Origin of the sequence: Nitrosomonas eutropha, assembly GCF_003201195.1 — a bacterium.
GTDB classification, from domain to species: Bacteria; Pseudomonadota; Gammaproteobacteria; order Burkholderiales; family Nitrosomonadaceae; genus Nitrosomonas; species Nitrosomonas eutropha.
Window position 1 is genome coordinate 1 of sequence record NZ_QICQ01000017.1, and the last position, 26612, is coordinate 26612.

Below are 26612 nucleotides of genomic sequence, written 5' to 3' on the forward strand. Positions count from 1 at the left end.
CAGTATGAGTGGACAGTGCGCCACTTGGGAAAGTCATTAGGCAGGGCTCGCCACTGGCAGCCGCTCTTGAGCAAATACAGCACCGCACAAAAAACATCGTACAGATCTATTCGTCGAGGGCTGGTCTTCCTGCGCGCGCTCTCCAGCAAAGGCTTGATAAGCTCGAATTGTTCACGACTGATGTCGCTCGGGTAACTTCTTCTCATCTTCCGAGTTTCTCATACTCCCCTAGACTTTGAACAGGTTCTTAGAGAACCTGCTGCTGCAACCCCTGTTTGCAACGACGCAGCCGCCAGCAAAGCTCCCTTACGGCCTGTCACCTCAGTCATAGTGACTGCTGCGGTTGCATGAGGTAATTCCTGCTGGGTATCTACCGCAATGTGGCGTTGAATCCCCGAAACTCTCTTACCCGCGTCATAACCCTTTCAACCGTGCTGTGTCGGTATTTTTGACACTTTGCGCGTCCACAATCAAGAACATGTTGCTAGCGGTGCGACCCAGTTTCTCTCCAGCGACGCCAACCTGATTTTTTAAAGCCTGCTCTAGCAGAGCTGCCACCTTCGCGTAATTCGCTCCAGATGGAAAAGTACGGGTGTACTTGCGCCATTTGGGAAACTTTTCGAGCAGCATGCGCCATTGGCAGGCACTCCTAAATAAATACAGAGCACCGCTCTAAATACCTCAGACAAGTCTATGCGTCTGGGATAGGTCTTCCAGCACAAGCGCTCCAGCAACAGCTTGATAATTTCAAATTGTTCACGACTGATGTCGCTCGGATAATTTTTCTCATGCCGCAAGCTTCTCATACTTCCCGAAACTTCGAACAGGTTCTGAGATCATCTGGACGGCTTGTCGATTTTTCTTACATGGCGCTCAAGGTAGTAAGGGTCATTCCATTATTACTTAATTTAAATCAGATAGATGCGATTAATGGCACAAAAATTGCATCGTTAATGCATGAGGTATTAATTCCTCAATATTGTTGCGATAGCAGCAAAGGCAAATCCAGGCACCTCATCAGAACACTACCAGGTTATTTCAGTGTTGCTGTGGTGCCTGTCGAAGCCGACAGGTTGCCGGCAAATACCGGGAGGGCCAGCAGCAGGACATTAAAAATGCTTTATCGATATTTATTGTATTTTTATGGAAATTCTGAAATGAAGAAAACAATTACCAGAATAGTCTGTGCCGGAATATTTCTGGCTGCTGCACTGGCCCTCGGACAAAAAATGTTTATGGAGAATCAAATCACTGCTAGCAATCAGGCTGACGCTCGCACCGATCTCACTGCCAGTGAGATCGGTGATGGCTATAGCAGAAACAGGTTGAGTGCCCATAATAGTGTGGAAATAACCAATATTGGTGACAGCATCGGCAGCTCTGCTGTTGAAAGTGACACTACTGCCTTTACTAGTACTGATGAAGATTCTGTCCATAAGAATGAAGATGACGTTATCGGCAACGATTATACCAATAACATATATCACGCTGAAGCCGGTGAAAAAACTACGGGTCATTCCGGCCGCAACAACAATAACTCTAACCATGCCAGTTCAGGCACAAGTGCGGGCATTGGAGCAGGTATTGGCCGCAGAACAGCAGATTCACCTCCAGGAAGCGGTGGCAGCTTTTTTCCAGGCAGGGGTAGTATAGGTGGAGGTGCTGCCCCCCATACTGGGAAAGATGGAAAAAATACGGGCAGCAATGACAATGCCAACAAAGAATACTCTGGTAACGCTGCTGGCACGAGTACCGGTGCAAATCCGAATCAGGACAATACTGCAGATAAAAACAACTCTGACCAAGGTAGCGCGCCCAATAATAACAAGGGCAATCCACCGCCAAATATAAGGGATTTGAATCCAGAGCACAAAGATAAGGATAATTCAGAACAAGGTGATAGGCCTAGTGACAACGATCACGATGACAAGCCGATCGGTTTCAGCTCGCCAGATACAGAAACTCCAAAATATTACGATGGCCCTCCCGGCAATGAGCCGTATGATCCCTCCCAGCCGCACACCCCCACTGCAGGAAATGATCATCCGAGTTACATCGATAAAGGAATGTCTGGAGAAGTTGGCGAAACTGCAGCTAGACCTATCCCCGAGCCTGTCAGCATTTTTCTGATCGGGCTGGGCAGTATGATATTGCTATGGGCGCGCCGACGTAGTACCTGAAACTGATTTAGCCGTGCCAATATTCAAATACCGGTAGATATGCATCAGACATATCTGCCGGGTCAATGACACAAATCTGCTTGAAAGATATGTCATACTCCTTCTTTACTTTACTCTGTTTCGGAGGAGTGTTTTTTCGTGGCCAGCTATGAATTCCTGATCGGCTTACGCTACACACGCGCCAAGCGCCGCAATCATTTTATTTCCTTTATTTCACTGATCTCATTACTAGGGATGACACTGGGTATGACGGCACTGATCACCGTCATGTCGGTCATGAATGGCTTCCATAAGGAAGTGCGTGCCCGAATTCTTGGCGTTGCATCACATGCCCAGATTAGTAGCTATGAAGGGAGCCTGTACGATTGGGAAAAAATTGAGGAAATCGTCACTCGGAATCCGCAGATTGTCGCGGCTGCGCCTTACATTGATGCACAGGGCATGCTTTCCCACGACAATATGGTGCACGGGGTAATGGTACGAGGTATTTTGCCGGATGATGAAAACAAAGTTGCTGATTTTGGCGACAAAATGATCATGGGCAAACTGGATCAGCTGGTACCAGGAGGGTTCGGTATCGTTATTGGCCGGGAGCTGGCACGCAATCTGAATGTTTTTCCAGGTGACAAAATCGTGCTGATCTCGCCCCAAGGGCAAATCACACCAGCCGGGATACTCCCACGCCTGAAACAGTTCACTGTCATAGGTATTTTTGAAGTCGGACACTTTGAATACGATTCCGGGCTGGCATTGATCCATCTATCAGATGCACAAAAGCTTTACCGCATGGCACCTAATCAGGTTTCCGGCATCCGGCTCAAACTGCACGATATGTTTGACGCACCACAAGTCATCCGGGATCTGGCCGAGATATTACCCCCCGATCTCTATTTCACCGACTGGACACAACAACACGCCAACTATTTCCGGGCGATCCAGATTGAAAAACGTATGCTATCGCTGATTCTTGCGTTAATCATCGCAGTGGCAGCATTCAATATTGTTTCCACGCTGGTGATGGCGGTAACTGATAAACAATCGGATATCGCAATCTTGCGTACACTGGGAGCAAGCTCTGGCAGCATCATGAAAATATTCATCATCCAGGGTGCACTGATCGGTATTCTGGGAACTTTGCTGGGATTACTGGGGGGGGTGTTACTGGCCTATAATGTGGGGGACGTTGTTGCATTCATCGAACATATGTCCAACACTCAGTTTTTATCGCAGGAAGTCTATTACATCAGCAAGATTCCTTCTGATCCACAATTGGCCGATATTGCAACCGTTGCGGTTGTTTCCCTGATTTTGACCCTGCTGGCCACGCTCTATCCCAGCTACCGGGCATCAAAAGTCAATCCGGCCGAGGCATTGCGCTATGAGTAAAATTATCATTGCCTGTCGCAACTTGTATAAAAGTTACTATCAGGGTGATCTTGAAGTACCTGTGCTGCACGGTATCAATCTACAAGTAAATGAAGGTGAAATGGTTGCCATTGTTGGTGCTTCCGGCTCGGGAAAGAGTACCTTGCTACATTTGCTGGGCGGCCTGGATAAGCCAACGCGCGGGGAAGTACTTTTGCTGGACAGGGAATTCACCGCGATTAGCGAAGTAGAACGAAGCACGCTACGCAACCATGCACTCGGTTTCATTTATCAATTTCATCATCTGCTACCCGAATTCAGCGCACAGGAAAATGTAGCCATGCCGCTGTTCATCCGCCGCATGGACAAAAAAGCAGCAATGGAACAGGCAGCCGAGATACTGCAGCGAGTGGGTCTGGGCCATCGGCTAACCCATACTCCCGGGGAATTGTCTGGGGGCGAACGCCAGCGAGCAGCTGTTGCCCGTGCACTGGTTACCCGGCCGGCCTGTGTACTGGCTGATGAACCAACTGGCAATCTCGATCGGCACACAGCCGGGGCGATATTTGATCTCATGCTGGAACTTAACCACGAAGCCAATGCAGGACTGGTGATCGTCACCCATGATACCCAACTGGCTAGCCGGGCAGATCGAGTATTACATTTGATGGATGGTACGCTGCAATAATAGAATCAATCTGCGGTAATTCTTACGTCAATCCTGTGTTTTCCTCGCTTTTTCGTCGAGTGAGCGTAAATAAGAGAGCTTCTCGCTTATTCTGATTTCCAGACCATGAGCAGTAGGCCGGTAGAACCGAACGGCGGACATATCATCGGGGAAATAGTTTTCACCGGCAGCATAAGATTCCGGTTCATCATGGGCATAGCGGTACTCACGCCCATAACCCAGCTCTTTCATTAACTTGGCAGGCGCATTACGTAAGTGGACCGGAACAGGATGAGAGCTATTCTCTTTTATGAAGCTCCGCGCCTGCTTATAAGCAGTGTAGGCAGCATTGCTTTTCGGCGCACAAGCCAGATAAAGTGCAGCTTCGGCCAATGCCAATTCACCTTCGGGGCTGCCCAGCCGCTCAAATACCTCACAGGCATTCAGTGCCAGCGTTAATGCACGCGGATCCGCCAGCCCGATATCTTCGGCAGCCGTGCGAACCAGTCTTCTGCCAATATAGCGTGGATCAGCACCGCCATCGAGCATGCGGCACAGCCAATACAGTGCAGCATCGGGAGAAGAGCCGCGAATAGATTTATGTAGCGCCGAAATCTGATCGTAAAACGCATCCCCTCCTTTATCGAATTGGCGTACATTGCGCATCAGCACTCTGTTTAAATAAGCAATATCAATTTTTACAGTTTTTTCAGTATCTGCGGCATGCTTTACCTGCTCCAGCATGTTCAGCAGGCGGCGCGCATCACCATCTGCAAATTTAACCAATAATTCAACAGCGTCTGGATCAAACTGTAAATTGGAGATCGCGATCTTGCAGGCTCGTTCAAACAGCTGATGCAACTCCGGATCAGTCAATGCATTCAGTGTGTATACCTGGGCACGGGACAACAACGCGCCGTTGACCTCAAACGAAGGGTTTTCGGTGGTTGCACCGATGAACGTAATCAATCCCTGTTCCACATGGGGCAAAAAGGCATCCTGCTGAGCCTTGTTGAATCGGTGGACTTCATCCACAAACAACAATGTCGATCTGCCAGTATGCTGCAGCGCAAACCGAGCACGCTCAATTGCTTCCCGAATATCCTTAACACCCGACAATACTGCAGAAATAGCGATAAACTCGGTATCAAATGCCTGTGCCATGAGTCGCGCTAGCGTAGTTTTGCCACTGCCAGGCGGCCCCCAGAGAATCATGGAATGTGGTTTGCCAGATATAAAAGCAAGTCGCAGAGGCTTGCCGGAACCCAACAGATGAGGTTGTCCGATAACATTATCCAAGGTCTGCGGGCGCAACCTTTCTGCCAGCGGAGCTGCTGGATTATGCGTAGAACAAAAATCAGTCACTGATCACGTCCACCCCTTCAGGCGGCGTAAACTGGAATAAATCAGGCGTGAGTACTGGATTTTGTTCTGTCCCGGAAAAAATTAACCATGTCACCTGATCAAAACTGTCGCGCAAAATCATTTCACGCAACATGCCTGTTTGTGAGAAACCCAGCCGGATCAGCTCAAATGCGTTTTCCTGATTTTTGGGAATTGCCTCCAGCCATTCTGTTTCGCCCTGCACATCGATTTCCTGCAGATTAAAATCACGTTCGATGGTATTACCTCCTGCGAGCAGTGCAGCCGGGGTGCTACCCAAAGTTTGATCAAGCCGATGTACTGTAACCTGCGCAAGGTCCTGATCATAAAACCACACCTGCTTACCATCACCGACAATCAGCTGCTGATAGGGCTGGTCGTATACCCAGCGAAATTTACCAGGGCGCTCAAACATCATGCTGCCACTGGCTTTTTTAACGACCTGGAAGTTTTTGTCGAGTAGTGTCTGTGAAAAATCGGCTCGGAAGGTCAGCGCTTTATTGACGAAAGCTTTCAGGCTTTCAACGGCACTTGCCTTTGCTGACACGGGTAACAGACAGATTGATAACGCGAAAACGAACAGTAAACGGGACATGATAAATTATCTGTTTAAGTTGATTGATCGGAAACGAAACTGTATGAACCAGATTTTACTTATTCATTTCGCTCGGGAACCAGTACTTCCCGGTTACCATTACTTTGCATGCTGGAAACGAGACCGGTACGCTCCATTTCTTCAATCAACCGGGCAGCACGGTTGTACCCAATACGCAACTGCCGTTGCACCAGTGAAATTGAGGCGCGACGGGATTTGATCACGATACCGACTGCTTCGTCATAGAGCGGGTCCGCTTCTCCACCAGCAGATTTGCTGTTATCACTGCTATTTTCATCAGTGCCTCCTCCCTCCTCACCAGCCTGAAGAATTTCCTCAACGTAGTTCGCCTCACCATGCTGTTTAAGGTATTCCACCACCTTGTGCACTTCATGATCTGCCACAAATGCACCATGTACACGCTGGGGGTAGCCGCTGCCAGGTGGAAGATAAAGCATGTCACCTTGTCCAAGCAGTGCTTCTGCCCCCATTTGATCAAGAATGGTCCGGGAATCAATCTTACTGGAAACCTGGAATGCGATACGTGTTGGGATATTGGCCTTGATCAACCCCGTAATCACATCCACCGACGGGCGTTGTGTCGCAAGCAGCAAATGGATACCGGCAGCGCGTGCTTTCTGGGCAAGCCGTGCAATCAGCTTCTCGACTTTCTTACCCACAATCATCATCAGATCAGCAAGCTCATCGATCACCACCACGATCAAAGGCATTTCTTCCAGCAGTTCGGGAGAATCGGGTACCGAGCTGAGCGGATTGGTCAGCGGCTCCTCATTCTTTGCCGCTTCTCGCACTTTCTGGTTGTAACCGGCCAGGTTGCGCACGCCCAGAGCCGACATCAACTTGTAGCGTCGCTCCATTTCAGCAACGCACCAGTTGAGCGCACTGGCAGCATCACGCATATCGGTAACTACTGGGGTCAACAAATGCGGAATACCTTCATAGACGGATAATTCCAGCATTTTCGGGTCAATCAAAATCAGGCGGATATTATCCGGTGAAGCTTTGTAGACCAGGCTTAGAATGACAGCGTTGATCGCGACAGATTTGCCGGAACCGGTCGTGCCAGCCACCAGGGCATGCGGCATTTTAGCCAGATCAGACACCACAGGGCGCCCACTGATATCCTTGCCAAGCGCAATGGTCAGAGGAGACGAGTTATCCGCATAGACTTTGGATGCAAGAATCTCATGCAGGCGAACCATCTGGCGTTTCGGATTGGGGATTTCCAGTCCCATGACGGTTTTACCCGGAATTGTTTCCACAACACGAATACTGGCGACCGTCAAGGCACGCGCCAGATCCCTGACTAGATTGACGATCTGATTACCTTTGACGCCAACAGCCGGTTCGATTTCATAACGTGTAATGACCGGGCCAGGGTAGGCAGCTACCACCTTGACTTCCACACCAAACTCCATCAGCCTGCGTTCAATTAGGCGCGAGGTATATTCCAGTTTATCACTGGATAATACTTCAACGTTATCCTGCGGTTCATCCAGCAAATAAAGCGGGGGGAGAATCGCATCGGGTGAATTGGAAAACAACGGAATCTGTTTTTCCTTGTTGCTGACCCGCTGAGATTTGGGAATAGCAGTTTCAGGCATTTCAATATGCAGCGGAACGGAGGGAAGGGATTGCTTCCTGATCTCGCCAGTCTGAAACTCCGACACACCGGACAAAACCCTTCCAGCCCGCTGATCCAGCCATCTCACACATGCATCCCTGACAGAAAAACAGGCGGCCTCGACTGCACCACCGATTTTTTCGGACAGGCGCACCCATGACAGTCCGGAAAACAAACTGAGCCCGATTGCAAAAATAATCATCAGAGCCAGTGTCGCGCCGGTAAAACCGAGCAATAACGATAGCTGTTTGCTGAGCATTTCTCCCAGCAGGCCACCGGGAGCCAGCGGAAGTGATAGGCGCAACGTATGGAAACGCAGCGCCTCAATTCCACTGCTGGCGGTCAGTAAAGTGATAAATCCTGTAAAAGACAGCATGAGTACACGTGGATCATATACGCTGGCAATATCAATGCGTCGATAACCCCACCAGACAGTGGCGAAAAAAAATATTACCCACCACCATGCTGAAATACCGAAAAAATAAAGCATCATATCTGCCAGCCACGCACCGGCACTACCCCCTGCATTACTGATCTGCTGGAATGTGCCGCTATGCGACCAGCCTGGATCGGTACGATCAAAGCTGATTAAAATCAGGGTGAGGTAAAGTGCGATTCCACCCAACACCAGAGAAACTGCTTCACGTAACAATCGGCTGGTTCTGGGTGGCAAAGGATTGCTGGCAATTTTTTTCGCCATCGGTTTGTCCGTGAAACTCATGTATACATCATCTTTAACTTCAAAATTCAGGCCGGTTCACAAAACCAGCTGTGCTTTTATGTGCCACAGAAAAAACTACGCCGCTATGAGAACGATTTTCTGAATGTTTTAACAGCGGCACCAGTATAGATGATCGTGAGTGGTTTTATGACTTGTCTGTATACCATCTGCTCCTGGGGATCGGATCAAGGTTTATTCAATTCCGAATACAAAAAATTAATTTTTGGCAGCCTTGAGCAATTCAATGATGTCAGGAAGTTTAGCAATATCCAACGCAGTTTTGTCGGTGGCAGTTTTAAGTTGTGTATCTGCCCCTTTTTCCAGCAGCAATTTGACTGTATCGATATTTTCATTCAATACGGCCGACATCAGTGCAGTCATTCCATCCTTGTTTTGAAAATCGATATGAGCACCTTTATCCAACAGCGCTTCGATAACCTGATTTTGACCATTCTGCGCCGCCAAGATCAGTGCGGTAAAGTCATTGGAAGCTTTCAGATCCGGTCGCGCACCCTGATCGAGCAATTTCTGGACAATTGCTAAATGACCGGATAATGAAGCCAGAATCAATGCAGAAGCCCCGTTGGCATCCTGCAGGTCAATTTTGGCGCCCTTTGCCAGCAGCATGTCAACGATATCCGCATAATCGTTCATTGCAGCCATATGTAATGCCGTAGTCTTGGCGTCGTTTTGCAAATCTGGTTGAGCCTGGTGATCAAGCAGGGATTTGGCTATACCGGCATAACCTTTCACGGCCGCTAACATCAGAGGCGTCAGTCCACTTTTATCCTGCAAATTGGGATTGGCACCCTTTGCCAGCAACAAATCAACAATCTCCTGGTGATTATTTTTACTGGCCAGTAGCAGAGCAGTTCCTCCCTGGACATTGGCCAGGTCAACTCCAGCCTTTCGTTCCAGCAGTAGCTTGACGACATCCTGATGGCCATTCTGTGCCGCAACTGATAATGCAGTAAAGCCCTCGGGGGATTGCAGATCTATTTTGATGCCTTCGCTCAACATCTTCTCCACACCTGCGACATCTCCCGTCAAGGCCGCCTTAAGAAACTCTACATCCTTGTCAGTATCAGCATACGCATGCGGGATTAACAGGAGAAGGAATAAAGCTGCAATGCCTGCCAAGCAGGATTGTTTCAATACGGCAAAAAATAATATGCTTTCCGTTGATTTCATTTGAATGTTGGTATTTTTTATAAAGAAATAGGTTCTGTTGATAAATAAGCCAAGGTTGCTTTTCAGAGGATGGTTGTTCAATAGGTTCTCGCTTTGGGCGGGAAAGATTCAACGGTCAGCGGCTTTAGTCGTACCGGTTTATAATCCAGGTGTTTATCCTTGCTGAAAAACAGAGAGTGCTTGAGCCATTTCTGGTCATCCCGCTCGGGAAAATCATCACGAGCATGCGCTCCCCGACTTTCATGGCGTGCTTCCGCTGAAATCATGGTAGCTACAGCTACTTCAATCAAGTTATCCAACTCAAGCGCTTCCACTCTGGCGGTATTGAACACCCTGCTTTTGTCCTGAATTTCAGTGTACTTAACCCGTTCGGCGATTTCGTTAATTTTTTCCACACCCTCTTTCAATACGTCAGAAAAGCGGAAGACACCACAATGCGTCTGCATGGTTTTACGCAGTGCCGCATTCGTTGCAGCAACACTTTCTCCATTCTTCTGGGTTTCCAGACGTGAAAGCCTTGTCAGTGTTTGTTCTGCTACATCCTGTGGCAATGATTTGTGATGACTATTTTTGGTCAGATCTTCAATAATTTGATTACCGGCAGCACGTCCAAACACGACAATATCCAGCAGCGAATTCGTACCCAGCCGGTTTGCACCATGTACTGACACACAGGCGCATTCGCCGACCGCATAAAGCCCCGGCACGGCTTCTTCCGGACTGGTTTTATAGGGAGCGACCACCTGGCCATGATAATTAGTGGGAATACCCCCCATCATGTAGTGCGCAGTCGGGACAACCGGAATGGGTGCCTCAATAGGATCGATATGCGCAAATCTGAGCGAGATTTCCCGGATGCCGGGAAGTTTGGATTGGATGGTTTCTGCACCTAGATGATCCAGCTTTAACAGCAAGTGATCACCGTCCGGGCCGCACCCTCTGCCTTGCATAATCTCCGTAACCAGCGCACGCGATACAACATCCCGGCTGGCCAGATCCTTGGCATGGGGTGCATAACGCTCCATAAAACGTTCACCCTCAGCATTCAGCAGATAGCCACCTTCTCCGCGCACTGCCTCACTGATCAGCATGCCTGCACCATACACGCCTGTTGGGTGAAACTGCCAGAATTCCATGTCTTCCAGTGGAATACCTGCTCGCGCAGCCATTCCCAAGCCATCGCCCGTATTAATGAGCGCATTGGTACTGGCCTCAAAAATGCGACAAGCTCCTCCCGTGGCCAGTAGCGTTGCACGAGCCTGCAAGATCATGACTTCACCAGTTTCCATTTCCAGTGCCGTGATTCCCAGCACTTCGCCTTCATGATCGCGGATCAAATCCAGCCCCAACCATTCCACGAAAAACTGGGTGTTGGAGCTGACATTACGCTGATACAGAGTATGCAGCATGGCATGGCCGGTACGATCAGCAACTGCACAGGAACGGCTGGCCTGCTCTTCACCAAAGTGTAGGGATTGCCCGCCAAACGGGCGTTGATAAATTTTACCATTCGCCAATCTGTCAAATGGCATTCCGAAATGTTCCAGCTCATATACAACTTCGGAAGCGTGGCGACACATAAATTCAATCGCATCCTGGTCGCCGAGATAATCCGAACCCTTGACGGTATCATACATGTGCCACCGCCAGTCATCTTCAGTTATATTGCCCAATGCTGCAGCAATCCCCCCTTGTGCTGCCACGGTATGTGACCGGGTCGGGAAAACCTTGGATAAAACCGCAACCTTGAATCCAGCCTCGGACAACTGCAATGCGGCACGCATACCTGCTCCGCCCGCGCCGACAATGACCACATCAAATTTCCTTTGTTTAACTTTCACGTCAGCCCCACAAAATATCCAAGAACCATATCAGATAGCCCAATAATGCCACGATACACATGACTTGCAGTGTCAGACGAATAAACATCGGGTGAACATAATCCATCAGGACATTGCGCACGCCCACCCAAGCATGCCAGCATAGACCGGCAAAACAAAGCAATGAAGCAATTTTTACCCACTGAATGGAAAATAGCGATTTAAATTCTTCGTAACCTTCAGGTTGGTAAACAACCACAAGTACAATCAGTAATCCGGTATAGACCGCCATTATTACAGCGGTCACTCGCTGCACAAGCCAGTCCCTTAAACCATAATGTGCCCCGGTTATAATACGGTTTACAGGTTTTACCATAACCATATTCCCGCCAATACTGTTAAAATCGCCCCGAAAATCAGCACCAGTTTGCTACTCAGGCGAGCGTGCTGTAATTGCAAGCCGTAATGCATATCAAGCCCCAGATGACGAATACCGGCAAACAGATGATGTAGGAAAAACCAGGTTGCGAACAGCAGAAACAGCCTGCTCAGCGGATGAATTAGAATTGATTGCAAGCGGGCAAAACTCTCCGGTGATTCCAACATCATTTGCAGCCCGCAGAGAAATAACGGGATTCCCGGAAAAAAAAGCAATACGCCGCTAATGCGATGCAGAATGGAAACGATGGCGGGAAGAGGTTCTCTGATTTTAAACAGATTCAGATACTTGGGGCGTCGTCTCCCCGGATATTGAGTTTCCATAAATAATCAATCAGACCAGATAAATTTATCGGTGGGTGGATAACCCCAGCAGCTACTCAAGTTTTCTAGTTTAATCCGTTCCATGCCAGCAGACAACTTAACCTGTCAGCTGGAAATTTACCTTTGCCAGAGCTGGTGTGCGCATTGTTTCGATATATCAATACTGTTAAAATCACCTCCCATGACTAAATTTGTCTTTGTGACTGGTGGCGTGGTGTCTTCCCTGGGCAAGGGAATTGCTGCCGCTTCTCTGGCAGCCTTGCTTGAAACCCGTGGTATCCGGGTAACCATACTCAAGCTGGATCCTTATATCAATGTTGACCCCGGGACTATGAACCCGTTTCAGCACGGAGAGGTATTTGTAACAGACGATGGTGCTGAAACCGATCTGGATCTGGGACATTACGAACGTTTCATTAGTACCAAAATGACCCGGCGCAATAATTTCACTACCGGGCAGATTTATGAAAGTGTAATTCGCAAGGAACGTCGCGGAGATTATCTTGGCGGGACTGTGCAGGTGATTCCGCACATTACGGATGAAATCAAACTGTTTATTCGCAATGGTGTTTCCGATGCACAAGTTGCAATTGTAGAAATTGGCGGCACAGTTGGCGACATTGAGTCTTTGCCGTTTCTGGAAGCAATCCGGCAAATGTCAGTCCAGCTCCCGCATCACGATACCTGCTTCATTCACCTGACACTCCTGCCTTACATCAGCTCGGCCGGCGAACTTAAAACCAAACCTACTCAGCACTCGGTCAAGGAGCTCCGTGAAATCGGCATTCAGCCGGATGTGTTGCTTTGCCGCTCCGATCGCCCGCTTCCACTGGACGAGCGGCGAAAAATCGCACTGTTTACCAATGTTCGCGAGGAATCGGTTATTTCCGCCATTGATGTGGATAATATCTACAAAATTCCGGCACTATTACACGAACAAATGCTGGATGAAATTGTGTGTCACAGACTGGGTATCCTGGCAAAACCAGCCAATCTGACAACCTGGAAAAAATTGATCCACGCACTGGAACATCCGGAACATGAAGTTTCTATAGCGTTAGTCGGAAAATATGTTGATCTGACCGAATCGTATAAGTCGCTGTCGGAAGCATTGATCCATGCGGGGATCCATACACGCTGCAAAATAAATATTCATTACATCGATTCGGAAAATATCGAACGACATGGAACCGGCTGCCTGGCAAACATGGATGCAATCCTGGTGCCCGGGGGATTTGGTAAACGCGGGGTGGAAGGTAAAATCATGGCAATCAGCCATGCCCGCAATCATCAGATTCCTTATCTAGGCATCTGCCTCGGAATGCAGCTTGCAGTCATTGAATTTGCCCGCAATTGCCTGCAGCTTGAAAATGCTCACAGCACTGAATTCAACCCGGATACACCCTATCCTGTTCTCGGTTTGATCACTGAATGGCGTGATCGTCGCGGGCAAATCGAGAAACGTTCTCCCCAGACGGATCTGGGAGGAACCATGCGCCTGGGAGGGCAGGAATGTCTGCTGAAACCACACACCCTGGCGCGCAAAATCTATGGAACAGATAAAATTATTGAGCGTCACCGGCATCGCTATGAGGTTAATGCCGAGTTTATTCCGCAGCTGGAACAAGCCGGCCTGCAGGTAAGCGGCCTATCTGCTGCTGAAAATCTTTGTGAGATGATTGAGTTACCACAATCCAGACACCCTTGGTTTGTTGCTTGTCAGTTTCACCCGGAGTTCACCTCTACCCCCAGAAACGGCCACCCTCTATTTAACGACTATGTCCGGGCTGCCATCAGTTTTGCCGATAAATCCGGCCACGCAAAACTTCGTGACCATAACATGCAGAAAAATGTCGCAACAGACAGTACACACTGATTCATCAAAGAAAATGGCTGCATGAATATTTTATTTTGACAACCCCTTTTATCTTAAATAGATAAGCAGCAATAACCTATCAACCTTATTCTCCAGTTGAATGAAACAGCCTGTTTCCGACAGTAAACAAGATAAGTAAAATAAGCGCAATTACGCTGTCATTTTGTGAAATCTCAAAAAATCATGAAGTACGTCATAATAACAATGCTCCCGGAACATATAGCAGCAAGGTAGTTTGTATATTCTAAAAATTCTCCCATCACTAATGAATAACACAAGGAAAGCAGCATGAGTGCAATCGTAGATGTAATCGCCCGTGAAATTATCGATTCTCGCGGCAACCCGACCATAGAGGCCGATGTATTGCTAGAATCGGGTGTGCTCGGGCGTGCTTCAGTGCCATCCGGTGCATCTGTCGGGACACGAGAGGCTGTCGAGCTGCGTGATGGCGATACACAACGCTATTATGGAAAAGGTGTACTAAAAGCGGTTGAAAACGTCAACGGTGAAATTTCTGAAGAAATCATGGGGCTGGACGCCACAGAACAATGTTTCATTGATAAAACGTTAATTGAACTTGATGGCAGTGAAAATAAATCCAGACTTGGTGCCAACGCGATCCTTGCCGTTTCACTCGCAGTAGCAAAGGCAGCAGCAGAAGAATCCAGCCTTCCCCTTTATCGTTATCTGGGTGGGACTAACTCCAAGTGGTTGCCTGTTCCAATGATGAACCTGATTAATGGTGGTGTACACGCAAATAATCGCCTGGATATGCAGGAATTTATGATTATACCGCTGGGTTTGCCAAGCCTGCGGGAAGCTGTGCGTTGTGGTGCAGAGGTATTCGGCAAACTCAGAACATTGCTCCACAAAAAAAACTTGCCAACGACGGTTGGTGATGAAGGTGGATTTGCCCCTGGTTTCGCACACAATGAAGAAGCATTGGGCTTGATTGTACAGGCCATAGACGAAGCGGGTTATCAGCCTGGTTCAGAGGTGGCAATCGGAGTGGATTGTGCCAGTTCAGAATTTTTCCGGGATGGTAAATATCACCTTGCTGTAGACGGCCTCAGTCTTACTTCGGCTCAATTCATAGATTATCTGGCGTCCTGGGTGGAAAAATATCCGATCATCAGCATTGAAGATGGCATAAGCGAACAAGATTGGGACGGTTGGAAACTGCTGACTGAAAGACTTGGACAAACGGTTCAGCTAGTCGGTGATGATATATTTGCCACCAATACAAAAATTTTGAAGAAAGGTATCAATCGCAATATCGCCAACTCTATCCTGATCAAGATCAATCAGATTGGTACGCTTACTGAAACGCTGAATGCCATCGAAATGGCAAAGTGCGCAGGCTATACTGCCGTAGTCTCTCATCGTTCCGGCGAAACTGAGGATACAATGATTGCTGATATAGCAGTAGGCACTAACGCCTTACAGATCAAAACAGGCTCACTTTCGCGCTCGGATCGACTGGCCAAGTACAACCAGCTGTTACGTATTGAGGAAGATTTGGGTGATGTCGCACAATACGCTGGAAGGTCAGCGTTTTACCAGTTAAAACCATGAAAATCACAACCGGACTATTGGTTCTTATGATTGCGTTGACGCAATACCCATTATGGTTCGGCAAGGGTGGCTGGTTGGAAATTATGGAAATGCATGAACAAATCATTGCATTGCATGAAACCAACCAGAGCCTTCAGAATAGAAACACAGTGTTGGAAGCAGAAGTTAATAATTTAAAAAAAGGGCTTGATGCGATCGAAGAGCTTGCAAGAAGTGAGCTGGGAATGATTCGCAGGAATGAACTGTTTTTTCATGTAGTAGAGTACGAGAATAAATAAACATCTCGTCATAATAACTTGGTATTTATCGCAGTAAAACAGCTTGAAGGTGAAGATTCATGATCTTCAAATGGATAATTCTAATCGCTCTTGGTTTTTTAGTTTTCTGGTTGCTCAAACCATTCCGAGGGAAACAAAAACACTCAGTGGATACAACCCCAGGAGCAATTGAAGATATGGTGCGTTGTACGTATTGCGGTGTACACCTTCCAGAGAGCGAAGGTATTATTGGGGATGGTCAGCATTTCTGTTGTGTGGAGCACCGTCAATTATATTTACAATCCAGGTCTTGTCACAAGTAGAAAAAGACAGGGGAATTCATGATCTGAAACTCAAGCAGATCAATGATGTTTCTGATATATGGGTAATGTACTCCAGTACAGACAACAACTAGAAATGCTGCTCCCGGCTAATAATATTTAGCCGGTACGGTATTTGCAACAGAGAAACTCTCAGCCCGGCATAAAAAATGCTTTGCTGATTTCCCCTGATATTACTTCTGTAAATATCTTCCGTATTTCTGATTGAATTTCTCAACCCTGCCTGCTGTATCTACGATTTTCTGTTTACCTGTGTAAAACGGATGGCAGGACGAACAAACCTCAATATGCAAAGGCCTGCTCAAAACGGATCGTGTCTTGAATTCGCTGCCGCAGCTGCATGTTACGATTATTTCATGGTACTCCGGGTGGATGCCTTCCTTCATTTGATATCCTTATTTTATCTTGTAAGAGCTAAATAAAAGGCAGCTATTATCACTTAAGATAAGTATGGCTGCAACTAACTACAGCTGCGTTAACTGAAATAAAAACCTCCCCACAAGTAGTAAGGTATTAAATTTCCACCCAAATTGAATTGGCCAACGTGGTCTTCGCGGTATTACACGCGCCGCATGGAATCAAAAAAATCAGCGTTATTTTTTGTGGCCTTAATTTTATCCAGCAGAAATGACATTGCATCCATCTCGTCCATCGGGTAAAGCAATTTACGCAGAATCCATATTTTTTGCAGGATTTCCGAGGATATCAAGAGTTCCTCTCGACGAGTTCCTGAACGATTCACATTGATGGCAGGGTAAATACGCTTTTCTGCCATGCGCCGATCAAGATGAATTTCCATGTTACCAGTTCCTTTGAACTCCTCATAGATCACATCATCCATACGTGAACCGGTATCCACCAGCGCAGTGGCGATAATGGTAAGTGACCCCCCTTCTTCAATATTGCGTGCAGCACCAAAGAAGCGTTTGGGACGTTGTAATGCGTTTGCATCCACCCCACCGGTCAGCACCTTGCCGGAGGCAGGTACGATCATGTTATATGCACGCGCCAGGCGGGTAATTGAATCAAGCAGGATGACGACATCTTTCTTGTGCTCAACCAATCGTTTAGCCTTTTCGATCACCATATCGGCTACCTGAACATGACGAGCAGCCGATTCATCAAAAGTTGATGATATGACTTCCCCCCTCACGGAACGTACCATTTCTGTAACTTCCTCAGGGCGCTCGTCAATCAAGAGCACCATTAACACCACATCCGGATGATTGGCTGCAATAGAATGTGCGATGTGCTGAAGCATCACCGTTTTACCTGATTTTGGACTGGCCACCAATAACCCACGCTGACCTTTCCCAATGGGTGCAATTAAATCAATAATCCGACCCGTAATATTTTCCTCGGATTTATTATCGCGCTCCAACGTCAGACGCTCAGTTGGAAAAAGTGGCGTCAGATTTTCAAATAGTATTTTGCGCTTGGAGTTTTCAGGTGGCTCATTATTAACCTTGTCTATCTTGACCAGTGCAAAATAACGCTCTCCTTCTTTCGGGGGTCGTATTTCACCATCGACTGAATCCCCCGTATGCAAATTAAAACGACGGATCTGACTGGGGGAGATGTAAATATCGTCAGGCCCGGCAAGGTAGGATGTGTCTGGAGAGCGTAAAAACCCGAAGCCATCCTGCAGGATCTCCAATGTACCCTCTCCGAATATGCTCTCACCTTTACGTGCCTGGTTTTTCAGGAGGGCAAAAACCAGGTCTTGCTTGCGCATTCGGTTGGCACCCTCAATATCATTCGCGATAGCCATTTTTACCAACTCTGAAACATGAATGCTCTTTAAATCAGATAAACGCATGAAAGTGACTCTTGAAGATCAAAAAAAGTGCAGGTGAATGGAGGGAATATTCAGAGCGTGCTATGAGATGTATGAAATTATTGCCGGCTTACTCAATATCGGATAATAAAATCGCGATTTGTAAAGACCGCTCAAGCTCTAATGAAATAGAGTCAGCCGAATGTAAAATTGCACGTAACTCACTCGGCCTGTATCAGTACTTAAAATCTGGTTTTACAGATGGTCATCAACAAACGCTATCAACTGCGATTTTGATAAGGCCCCAACCTTTGTGGCCTCAATATTCCCGTTCTTGAACAGCATCAAGGTCGGAATTCCACGAATACCGTATTTCTGTGGAGTTGATTGATTTTCATCAATATTAAGTTTAGCTACTTTAAGGCGACCATTATATTCATTTGCAATTTCATCCAGAATGGGTGCAATCATTCTGCATGGTCCACACCATTCAGCCCAATAATCGACAAGTACCGGGAGGGGACATTGCAATACCTCTGCCTCAAAAGTTGCATCTGTAACATAATGGATGTGTTGGCTCATGAAATCCTCTTTTAAAGTTTGCTGGATCAAAGTGAACGCTGACGGCAGTTGCAGTCTGTTGCAACTGACCAATTAACTGAATTCAAATGATAGTGTCCTAAACAGCCACTAAAGACAACTTGAATTCTAAAATGACTCTATATTTGTATACTACAGAAAGAACGGGCGGGTAATAAGTAAACTATGCAGTGTTTTTGTTTTTTAAAAATGTAGCTTTTACCGTAACTGTGAGGCAAAACTAAAAGATCTGAATATTTTATATATTATACTTACAATAACATTCAAATCAATAAATTTGTCAACATTTTTGAATTTTTTGCAAGTATTCCAGCAGGACAATCCCGGTGATTATCGGCACAAGCAGACTTTGAATCATCTTGTAATAAGTCCAATAATACTGCAAGTCTGTAAATTACTCCTTTATTCATTATGTTTGCGCACTTAGATTAACCCATATGAAAACCTGATTTTAAGCTGACAACTTTCAATGAAACACCTCTCTTTACCTGATCAAAGCAAATACTTCGAACTGATTCGCAGCACTCTGAAACATTTATCAGGATTTTTACAAATGAACTACGATTTCTGCTCAACTCGTCCGGCATTCCTGAACTTCTTGGTTAAAAATCTATTCAGGCTGATAAATTCCAGTTATTTTCCGGATCGCCTGCTTTTATTTATGCCAATAATCCTGATTGTTTATTCTTCAGTTTGTCTAGCCGCACAACCAACTCCCATTTCGCGCTCAGAAGTCAGAAATTTTATAACGTATATGGTGAACCACCATCAATATGAAATAGACGAATTAGAAAAAATATTTTCTCAGACAAATTTCCGGCCCGATATTCTCAAGCTGATCTCTACCCCGGCCTCAGCAATTACCTGGGATGAATATCGGAAACGATTTGTCAATATGCAGCGCATTAGAGGTGGAATTAATTTCTGGAACAAGCACGCCAGCGAATTGGAACAGGCAAGAAAAATCTACGGTATTCCTGAGGAAATCATCGTCGCGATTATCGGTATTGAGACTGCTTATGGCTCATCAACCGGCACCTACCGCATCATGGATGCATTGACAACACTAGCTTTCGATTTCCCCAGAAGAGCAGACTATTTTCGTGAAGAGCTGGAGCAGTATTTATTGCTGGCAAGGGAGCAAAAATTTGGTTTGCTGGACATCAAAGGCTCTTATGCCGGGGCAATTGGCATCCCTCAATTTATGCCCGGAAGCTACAGGCGCTACGCAGTTGATTTTAATCATGATGGGAAAATTGATTTATCCGGGAGTGCTGCCGATGCGATTGGCAGTATAGGCAATTATCTGAAGGAATATGGATGGGAAGCAGGCAAGCCGATTGCTGTTCGTGCGCGGATCAGATCAGAAAACTTTCAGAAGTTTCTGGATGCGGGCATAGAACCGTTACATTCAGTTAAAAAATTACGCGAAGCCGGCATCATCCCACTCGATTCAATTACAGATGACACTCTGTCAGCCTTGCTGGAATTGAACAGCCAAGATAACCGCCAGTTCTGGCTGGGATTCAGAAATTTTTATGCAATCACACGCTACAACCGCAGCACTTTTTATGCCATGTCCGTTTTTGAGCTGGCCAGAGCAATTCGCGTTGCCAGATCTTCATAGCCAGCAGGTTGATAACCATCAAATAGACCCTTCGAGGCGGTGCCCAAGATGATAGTCTCACTGGCGACGATTAATCGTCCTGTAAGCGTACCGCAAGCACATCACATTTTGCATGATAAAGCACCCTGTTCGCAGTGGAACCCAATAACAATGCGAGTCCGTGTCTTCCACGCGAACCAACCACGATCAGATCAATCCTTTCCTGCTCAGCGATACGAATAATTTCCTGTCTGGGCTCTCCCCAAATCAGCCAGCGGCAACCAGGATTGATTTCCAACTCATCACCTATTTCATTCAATTTTTGTTTCTCTGTCTCCAGCATTGCATAAGATATTTTGGTATCCAACAGAATCACGGTGCCGTAAGGCGTATCAGGCATGGGAATATTATCCAGAACATGAATAAGACTGAGCTTTGCCCCAGTTTGCAGCGCCAAACTCCTAGCTTTCTGCGCAACCTGGCTGTCCTGTGGTGAAAAATCCACGGCAAGTAAAATATGTTGGTAAACAGACATGATTTTCCTGACAAGTTAATAAAGCAGAGTTAAGGAATCTCCGTACCAATAACCATCATTAATTTTCAAAACTAGCGATATTATGTTTCATTAGAATTAAAACAGATAGCTCAACAGGCATTATTCTGCGCTCATTCTCTGATTAGGAATAATATCTGTCTGGCGGAGACCTTGCTTCCCGCCGGGCTGAATATCTGGTGTACTACGCCGCTGACAGGTGCCTTGATCGTAAATTCCATCTTCATTGATTCCAATACCGCTAAAGCATCACCCGTGTTCACATGCTGTCCTTCACTTACCAGCAATTTCCATACAATACCGGTTAAATGTGTGTTTACCACACAAGTTCCTGTAGGTATGGTGATATTGTACGGTACGCAGTTGTTTTCCGGGGGTTCACTGGTCGTATAATTTTCCTGCCCATCCGCTTTCCAGCGTTCACGCTCAGCTATGTAGGCAGCTTTCTGCTTTGTTTTGAAGGCATCAATCGATACAGCATGTTCTTTCAGAAAGTTGTTGTATTGTTTGAGATTGAAACGATCTTCTTCAATGTACGGACTAAATCTTCCATTCGGAAAATCTTTGCGTATCTTGGCCAGCTCTGCCTCTGTCACAGGGTAGAAGCGCACCTGATCAAAGAAACGGAGCAACCAAGGTTTGCCCTCTTTAAAATCTTTTGTCTGAATATGGCTGTTCCACATCTGTATGGTACGTCCCACCAGCTGATAACCACCCGGGCTCTCCATACCGTACACACACATATAGGCGCCGCCAATCCCTACCGCATTCTCTGGTGTCCAGGTACGGGCTGGATTGTATTTGGTCGTGACCAAGCGATGTCTTGGATCCACAGGCGTGCCCAGTGGCGCACCCAGATAGACATCCCCTAATCCCATCACTAGATAGCTGGCATCAAAAATAATGTTCCTGACTTCATCAATACCGTTCAATCCATTGATTCGTCGTATAAATTCGATATTGTCCGGATTCCATGGTGCATCCTTACGCACAGATTGCATATATTTTTTCATAGCCAGCTGAACGGATGAATCGTTCCAGGAAAGCGGCAGATGCACGATCCGTGTCGGTACTTCCATATTTTCAACGGAAGGTAGTTTTTGCTCTGCAGAAATCAGCGTGTCCAGCAATCTGCTGCGTGGCAATATTCTGGAATCAAAGCGGATATGCAGTGAGCGGATGCCGGGCGTCAAATCCACGATTCCCGGCAGATCACCGCCATCCACAGCCTGCTGCAACCATTCCATCAGCGCATGGATACGAAAACGCAGGTTGAAATCAAGCGTCATCGAGCCATATTCTACCAGCAGGTTTTTATCTCCCGCCTGCCGATACACAACCTGCACCTGTTCGCCTGCTTCTGGAATGGTATGCAAGATGGGAGTATCGGGTGATGTTGACGTCGCTGTCTTTATCGTAGTTGGCGCCGATATTGTTTCCGGGAGATGCAAACTGCGGACGAATGCATCTTGAGATGCCTCTAGTGCTGTTGCATCATCGGCTGTGATGCGCTGAAAGGTAATGCGATCACCAGGCTGGAGTTGCCCCATTTTCCACTGCTCAGCATACGCAACTGTTACCAGACAGACGAACCCACCCAGGCTGGGACCATCCGGCCCAAGAATAACCGGCAGATCTCCAGTAAAGTCCACCGCGCCAATTGAATAGGGAACATCGTGCACATTGGAAGGATGCAGTCCAGCCTCTCCACCATCTGTCCTTGCCCATTCTGGTTTCGGGCCGATCAGACGCACGCCGGTACGATCAGAGTTATGGTGCACGACCCATTCGGCAGCAAAGAAACCCGTGACGCTTTTTTCTGTAAAGAAATCTGGCGCGCCATGCGGGCCATATAGCACTGCGATTTTCCAGTGATGGGTATATTGCGGTACAGCTGCTTGCGGCAGTTCATGCGGAACATACTCTGCATAGAGGTCTGCTGCGATGTTCAACATATCGCCTGCCTGTAGGATGCGACCTTCATGCCCGCCGAACTGGCCCAGCATGAAGGTGGATTTGCTGCCGAGATAATCCGGGACGTCAATACCGCCCTGTATTGCCAGATAAACCCGGCTGCCCTGATCCAGCACATCGCCAAAAACAAGTAATGTCCCTGCTTTAACCTTGTGCGATTTCCATTGCGCTAATGGCTTTCCGTTCAAGGTTACTTCGACGGGAGCGCCCGTCACTGCGATGACACTGTCGTAATGAATGCGCAGAGTCGGCCCCGAAAAAGTGATTTCAATAGCAGCCTGCCCTTCCTCATTTCCCACCAGGCGATTAGCGAGCCTGAATGCCAGGCTGTCCATCGGCCCGGAAGGTGGTACACCGATATTCCAGTAACCTCGTCTTCCAGGGTAGTCCTGTATCGTAGTTTGTATTCCAGGTGTGACTACTTCAATAACAGGTTTGGCGGCTTTACTCGTACTTAACGTTTTATCGGACATTCTGTTCTCCATGCTCGGTAATGTCTGGCTCAGGGGGCAGGGTTCGGCTATTGTTACATTCTTGGCCAGATCAGCAGACGGATAGGGGTGGGGTTGTAGGCATTACACGGATTATTCAATTGCGGACAATTTGAAATCAGTACCACCACATCCATTTCGGCGTGCATTTCCACATATTTGCCGGGCGCTGATACACCATCGGCAAACTCCAGGTTACCTTCTTCAGTTACTGGAACATTCATGAAGAAATTGATGTTGGCGGGGATATCGCGCTTGCTCATACCGAGTCGTTCACACACCGGATCATGCGCCAAGGCATGCAGAAAATTATCCCGACAGCTGTGCATCGGGTATTTATCCAGCGCATAGCGAGTGGTATTGCTTTCGGCCGCGCAGGCACCGCCTACCGTATCATGTCGCCCACAGGTATCCGCTGTAATGGTGAGCATGACATTACCGAAATTGGAATACAGTTTGCTGCCGGTTGTCAGATACAGACTATGTTGCCGGCATATGGTGTCGGATGCGCTGTAACGCTCCATTGCATCCTGTGCATTGTAAAAAAGCGTATCGACTGCCTGATTGCCTTCAAGATCAACGATGCGGAATGTTTGCCCCTTTTTTATTTCCTTGACCCATGGCTCACCTGCAGCACAAATTTCATTGATAACGGCAAGATCGGGATTTAGTGTGCTTTTAACCAGATTTTTTGTGCTCATTTTTCACCTCCATAAGCATAAAGACGTCGGGTGTTTTCCAGTGCGCGTGCATTCTCCGCAATGTGGGCACATGCATTCTCTGCGGTAGAGGACGATGGGAATACCGCCAGATCAATCGCACCGGGGTGATAGGTTTCCGCCGGATCCAGTGGATGCGAGGCTGCGGATAGCACGATCAGTGTATCCATTACAAAAGCCAGATCCACATGGCCTCCTGCTTTGCTGTGATTTACATGAAATTGCAATTCTCCAGACAGGCCAGCAGTCACCTTGCTGAAAAAATTGATGTTGGGTACTACGTCACGCCTGCCCAACCCCCATTTTCCCAGCTCAATCAGCATGCCATCGAGTCCGCTGCGATACATATCGTTACGCAGTTCCTGATACCGGCCCAGGCCAAATTTCTGGCGTATCAGCCCGGCGTCACTCAGACCACAAACCGTATCGTTCCAGCCTGCCGTATCTTCAGTGATGCAACAAAAAACCCGTCCCATATCGGAATGGCAGGCATGGCCTTTGGTTAAGTGGAATGTATGCTGTGTTTTAAGCGTATCTGCCATGTTGTAACGCTCCAGTTTTTCTTCCATGTTGTAAAACAGAACGGCGGCATTGGCGCCTCCTGCCGCGTCTGTCAGGCGCAACGTGGTTCCTCGACGTACAATTCCCGACCAGTGACACCCGCCGGGAATATGTGTTTCCCAAAGATACTGAACAATCTGATTCATACCTTCACTCCTCGTTACAGTGTGTTTTTATCAACCTGCTTCCGGATATCTCCCGGAGCAGTAATGTCCAAAACCTTTTTTATCGCGCGCTTGTAACCTGTTTGCACATGCAATGTTGTTAGAATCAACAGGGTGCCCAACACAAGTGGTACCGCCCAGAGCTGCCACCAGCTTGCCCCCGGGGCGGCTATATAGTCGCGTGGCCAACCAATGTTGATCAGCTCGAATAGTGCCCAGACAAAAGCTATGATATTGATTGCCAATCCCCATTTCCCCAGTCGAAGCGCGCCCAATGTGGGATTCCACCGGCCAGTTAGCCGTGCATACAGACCAACGCCTGTCGTCATGGAAAACATGGCATATAACCCGCCTGTTCCGAAAGCAATAATGGTTGCAACTGCGCCATCATTCAGCCCAAAAAGCAGTCCGAGACTGGCCATAAGCACGGTTCCGGCGATTGCATTGCGCGGCAGTTGCGTTTTTCTTGTGACATGCGAAAAGAAGGTAGGCAGATTCCCTTCGCGCGCCATCGAGAAAACGATGCGTGCAGCGTAATTAACTACCGATGATCCACAGGAAAGAAAAGCTGTCATCACAATTATCAGAAATGGCTTGGCAGCCCAGACGCCGATGGTGCTGGCAATAATCGGTGAAATGGGGTCAGAAGTAGCACTGGACTCGATTAACATAGCGTGACTAACCGACAACATCAATGCGGAAGAATTGAAAAGCACCACGCTGCCTACCGCCAGCAGGGACAGGAAGATTGCACGTGGAATAATTCTCTCGGGGTTATGAGCCTCTTCAGCAATAGTGGAGCAGGAATCGAATCCGATAAATGCCCAGCCTGCAATGGCTAATGCCGCCAGGAAAGCAGTTATGCTGGTAGGCGCCAGCCCCGTTCCCAAATGCTGGAACAATTCGGAAACGGGATTGATACGGAAGAAGAAAAACAGGATCAGTGCGACACATATCGAGCCCAATACTTCAGCACTGACCCCGAGTAAGTTGATTATTTTGTAAATTCGCTGGTTAACGATATTAACCAGTGTACAAATCAATAGGAACACACCGCCCCAGATAACTGCTGAGGCACCTTGTGTGTCTCCACCCATGACTACTGCAGAAAGCCATATCCCTCCTGTATAGGCAGTCGTGGTCAACATGGCAATTACCGAGCTGACATAAATGATTCCCGCATACTGGCCTGTCTTTGGCCCTATCAAATGTATGGACCATTTGTAGGCGCCACCGGCAATGGGAAATTGTGATGAAAGCTCGGCATAGACAGTTGCTACCGTAAGCTGCATGAATAGACTCAGAATAAGTGCGGCAATCCATCCTCCGCCTGTTACCAGATTCTCGACACCAAAAATAGCGTATAGCCCTACTACCGGTGATACGACCGAGAATCCCAGGGTGCAACAGTTCCAGACACTCATACAGCGACGAAGCTGTCCTGTTTCACGGGTGTTTCCGTATTCTGTTTCAGTTCCGTCAGCCGACCTGCTATCTGCTGCAGAAAATAAGTCTTTCTTTTCTACTGCTGTCATATAGTTCTTCTCTTGAAGGTTAAGGGCATTTTGTGCTGCTGGAAACAACAAAATTTACTGCTGGGAAATTAATTGCAGCTGCGGAAGCCCGCAACCTGGGAGTATCTGAACAGGGAAAACGGATATGTAACAGCGCCCCAACTGCTAAATAATAGCCAGCGGTTGATGCAAAAGGATAAATGAATGAAGGATTTGAATATTGAACAGAAGTACATGCGTGCGATAACTTTTCCATTGGGGGCTCCGGGAGTTCA

The 26612-nt window shown here is 47.4% G+C and carries 25 protein-coding genes and 1 pseudogene; 8 read left to right on the forward strand and 18 right to left on the reverse strand.

Annotated elements, in window-relative coordinates:
• Both C8R14_RS07470 and C8R14_RS07475 read right to left on the reverse strand, forming a co-directional pair.
• On the reverse strand, positions 1 to 206 hold a 206-nt coding region (locus C8R14_RS07470; RefSeq protein WP_143000361.1), incomplete at its 3' end, for a transposase.
• A 53-nt stretch (positions 207 to 259) separates the two neighbouring features.
• Positions 260 to 806: pseudogene (locus tag C8R14_RS07475) on the reverse strand (transposase); the annotation flags it as partial.
• On the opposite strand from C8R14_RS07475, the gene C8R14_RS07480 reads away from it, so the two are divergent.
• From C8R14_RS07480 to lolD, 3 genes are all read left to right on the forward strand, one after another.
• Positions 789 to 2180, forward strand: a complete 1392-nt coding sequence (locus tag C8R14_RS07480; protein ID WP_107818407.1) for a PEP-CTERM sorting domain-containing protein — start codon at positions 789 to 791, stop codon at positions 2178 to 2180. The pseudogene C8R14_RS07475 and the gene C8R14_RS07480 overlap by 18 nt on opposite strands.
• Positions 2181 to 2318: 138 nt before the next feature.
• Positions 2319 to 3566, forward strand: a complete 1248-nt coding sequence (locus C8R14_RS07485) for a lipoprotein-releasing ABC transporter permease subunit (protein WP_011635460.1) — start codon at positions 2319 to 2321, stop codon at positions 3564 to 3566.
• On the forward strand, positions 3559 to 4233 hold the full coding sequence (lolD, locus tag C8R14_RS07490; RefSeq protein ID WP_011635459.1) for a lipoprotein-releasing ABC transporter ATP-binding protein LolD: 675 nt from the start codon (positions 3559 to 3561) through the stop codon (positions 4231 to 4233). Before C8R14_RS07485 ends, lolD begins: the two co-directional genes overlap by 8 nt.
• A 27-nt stretch (positions 4234 to 4260) precedes the next feature.
• Here lolD and C8R14_RS07495 read toward each other — a convergent pair whose 3' ends face one another.
• The 7 genes from C8R14_RS07495 to sdhC all read right to left on the reverse strand — a co-directional run bounded on the left by C8R14_RS07495 (position 4261) and on the right by sdhC (position 12329).
• Entirely contained in the window at positions 4261 to 5577 is a 1317-nt protein-coding gene (locus tag C8R14_RS07495) for a replication-associated recombination protein A (RefSeq protein ID WP_011635458.1), read from the reverse strand.
• Positions 5570 to 6190, reverse strand: coding sequence for an outer membrane lipoprotein periplasmic chaperone LolA (lolA, locus tag C8R14_RS07500; protein WP_011635457.1), 621 nt, complete (start codon positions 6188 to 6190; stop codon positions 5570 to 5572). The genes C8R14_RS07495 and lolA overlap by 8 nt, the downstream gene beginning before the upstream one ends.
• 59 nt (positions 6191 to 6249) lie before the next feature.
• Entirely contained in the window at positions 6250 to 8556 is a 2307-nt protein-coding gene (locus tag C8R14_RS07505) for a DNA translocase FtsK (protein WP_011635456.1), read from the reverse strand.
• 216 nt (positions 8557 to 8772) lie between these two features.
• On the reverse strand, positions 8773 to 9747 hold the full coding sequence (locus tag C8R14_RS07510; protein ID WP_011635455.1) for an ankyrin repeat domain-containing protein: 975 nt from the start codon (positions 9745 to 9747) through the stop codon (positions 8773 to 8775).
• A gap of 77 nt (positions 9748 to 9824) precedes the next feature.
• Positions 9825 to 11588, reverse strand: coding sequence for a succinate dehydrogenase flavoprotein subunit (gene sdhA, locus C8R14_RS07515; protein ID WP_011635454.1), 1764 nt, complete (start codon positions 11586 to 11588; stop codon positions 9825 to 9827).
• 1 nt (position 11589) lies between these two features.
• Positions 11590 to 11943: a succinate dehydrogenase, hydrophobic membrane anchor protein gene (gene sdhD, locus C8R14_RS07520; RefSeq protein WP_011635453.1), complete on the reverse strand. Its 354-nt coding sequence runs from the start codon at positions 11941 to 11943 to the stop codon at positions 11590 to 11592.
• Complete coding sequence (gene sdhC / locus C8R14_RS07525) at positions 11937 to 12329, reverse strand: succinate dehydrogenase, cytochrome b556 subunit (protein WP_011635452.1); 393 nt, start codon at positions 12327 to 12329, stop codon at positions 11937 to 11939. The genes sdhD and sdhC overlap by 7 nt, the downstream gene beginning before the upstream one ends.
• A 181-nt stretch (positions 12330 to 12510) precedes the next feature.
• Here sdhC and pyrG point away from each other — a divergent pair, with 181 nt between their 5' ends.
• The 4 genes from pyrG to C8R14_RS14065 all read left to right on the forward strand — a co-directional run bounded on the left by pyrG (position 12511) and on the right by C8R14_RS14065 (position 16360).
• Entirely contained in the window at positions 12511 to 14205 is a 1695-nt protein-coding gene (pyrG, locus tag C8R14_RS07530; RefSeq protein ID WP_011635451.1) for a CTP synthase, read from the forward strand.
• A gap of 288 nt (positions 14206 to 14493) precedes the next feature.
• Positions 14494 to 15780 (forward strand): phosphopyruvate hydratase, encoded by a 1287-nt coding sequence (eno, locus tag C8R14_RS07535; protein WP_011635450.1) that lies wholly within the window; start codon positions 14494 to 14496, stop codon positions 15778 to 15780.
• The gene (gene ftsB / locus C8R14_RS07540) at positions 15777 to 16058 is read left to right on the forward strand and encodes a cell division protein FtsB (protein WP_011635449.1); all 282 of its coding nucleotides are present in this window, start codon (positions 15777 to 15779) and stop codon (positions 16056 to 16058) included. Before eno ends, ftsB begins: the two co-directional genes overlap by 4 nt.
• A gap of 59 nt (positions 16059 to 16117) precedes the next feature.
• The gene (locus C8R14_RS14065; RefSeq protein WP_074456064.1) at positions 16118 to 16360 is read left to right on the forward strand and encodes a PP0621 family protein; all 243 of its coding nucleotides are present in this window, start codon (positions 16118 to 16120) and stop codon (positions 16358 to 16360) included.
• 191 nt (positions 16361 to 16551) lie between these two features.
• Here C8R14_RS14065 and rpmE read toward each other — a convergent pair whose 3' ends face one another.
• The 3 genes from rpmE to trxA form a co-directional block, all read right to left on the reverse strand.
• Positions 16552 to 16764 carry a 50S ribosomal protein L31 gene (gene rpmE, locus C8R14_RS07550; RefSeq protein ID WP_041353600.1) on the reverse strand — a complete coding sequence of 71 codons (213 nt, stop codon included), beginning with the start codon at positions 16762 to 16764 and terminating at the stop codon, positions 16552 to 16554.
• 173 nt (positions 16765 to 16937) lie between these two features.
• Positions 16938 to 18197, reverse strand: coding sequence for a transcription termination factor Rho (gene rho, locus C8R14_RS07555; protein WP_011635448.1), 1260 nt, complete (start codon positions 18195 to 18197; stop codon positions 16938 to 16940).
• 213 nt (positions 18198 to 18410) lie between these two features.
• Entirely contained in the window at positions 18411 to 18737 is a 327-nt protein-coding gene (gene trxA / locus C8R14_RS07560) for a thioredoxin TrxA (RefSeq protein WP_011635447.1), read from the reverse strand.
• A gap of 571 nt (positions 18738 to 19308) precedes the next feature.
• On the opposite strand from trxA, the gene mltB reads away from it, so the two are divergent.
• Positions 19309 to 20382 (forward strand): lytic murein transglycosylase B, encoded by a 1074-nt coding sequence (gene mltB, locus C8R14_RS07565; protein WP_011635446.1) that lies wholly within the window; start codon positions 19309 to 19311, stop codon positions 20380 to 20382.
• A 70-nt stretch (positions 20383 to 20452) separates the two neighbouring features.
• Here mltB and C8R14_RS07570 read toward each other — a convergent pair whose 3' ends face one another.
• From C8R14_RS07570 to C8R14_RS13520, 6 genes are all read right to left on the reverse strand, one after another.
• Entirely contained in the window at positions 20453 to 20896 is a 444-nt protein-coding gene (locus tag C8R14_RS07570) for a universal stress protein (protein ID WP_011635445.1), read from the reverse strand.
• A 131-nt stretch (positions 20897 to 21027) separates the two neighbouring features.
• The gene (locus C8R14_RS07575) at positions 21028 to 23361 is read right to left on the reverse strand and encodes a 5-oxoprolinase/urea amidolyase family protein (RefSeq protein ID WP_011635444.1); all 2334 of its coding nucleotides are present in this window, start codon (positions 23359 to 23361) and stop codon (positions 21028 to 21030) included.
• Between the two features lie 53 nt (positions 23362 to 23414).
• Positions 23415 to 24080 carry an urea amidolyase associated protein UAAP2 gene (locus C8R14_RS07580; protein WP_011635443.1) on the reverse strand — a complete coding sequence of 222 codons (666 nt, stop codon included), beginning with the start codon at positions 24078 to 24080 and terminating at the stop codon, positions 23415 to 23417.
• On the reverse strand, positions 24077 to 24805 hold the full coding sequence (locus C8R14_RS07585) for an urea amidolyase associated protein UAAP1 (protein WP_011635442.1): 729 nt from the start codon (positions 24803 to 24805) through the stop codon (positions 24077 to 24079). Before C8R14_RS07585 ends, C8R14_RS07580 begins: the two co-directional genes overlap by 4 nt.
• 14 nt (positions 24806 to 24819) lie before the next feature.
• Complete coding sequence (locus C8R14_RS07590) at positions 24820 to 26358, reverse strand: APC family permease (RefSeq protein WP_011635441.1); 1539 nt, start codon at positions 26356 to 26358, stop codon at positions 24820 to 24822.
• A 19-nt stretch (positions 26359 to 26377) separates the two neighbouring features.
• Entirely contained in the window at positions 26378 to 26593 is a 216-nt protein-coding gene (locus C8R14_RS13520) for a hypothetical protein (RefSeq protein ID WP_041353599.1), read from the reverse strand.
• Positions 26594 to 26612: the final 19 nt, after the last annotated feature.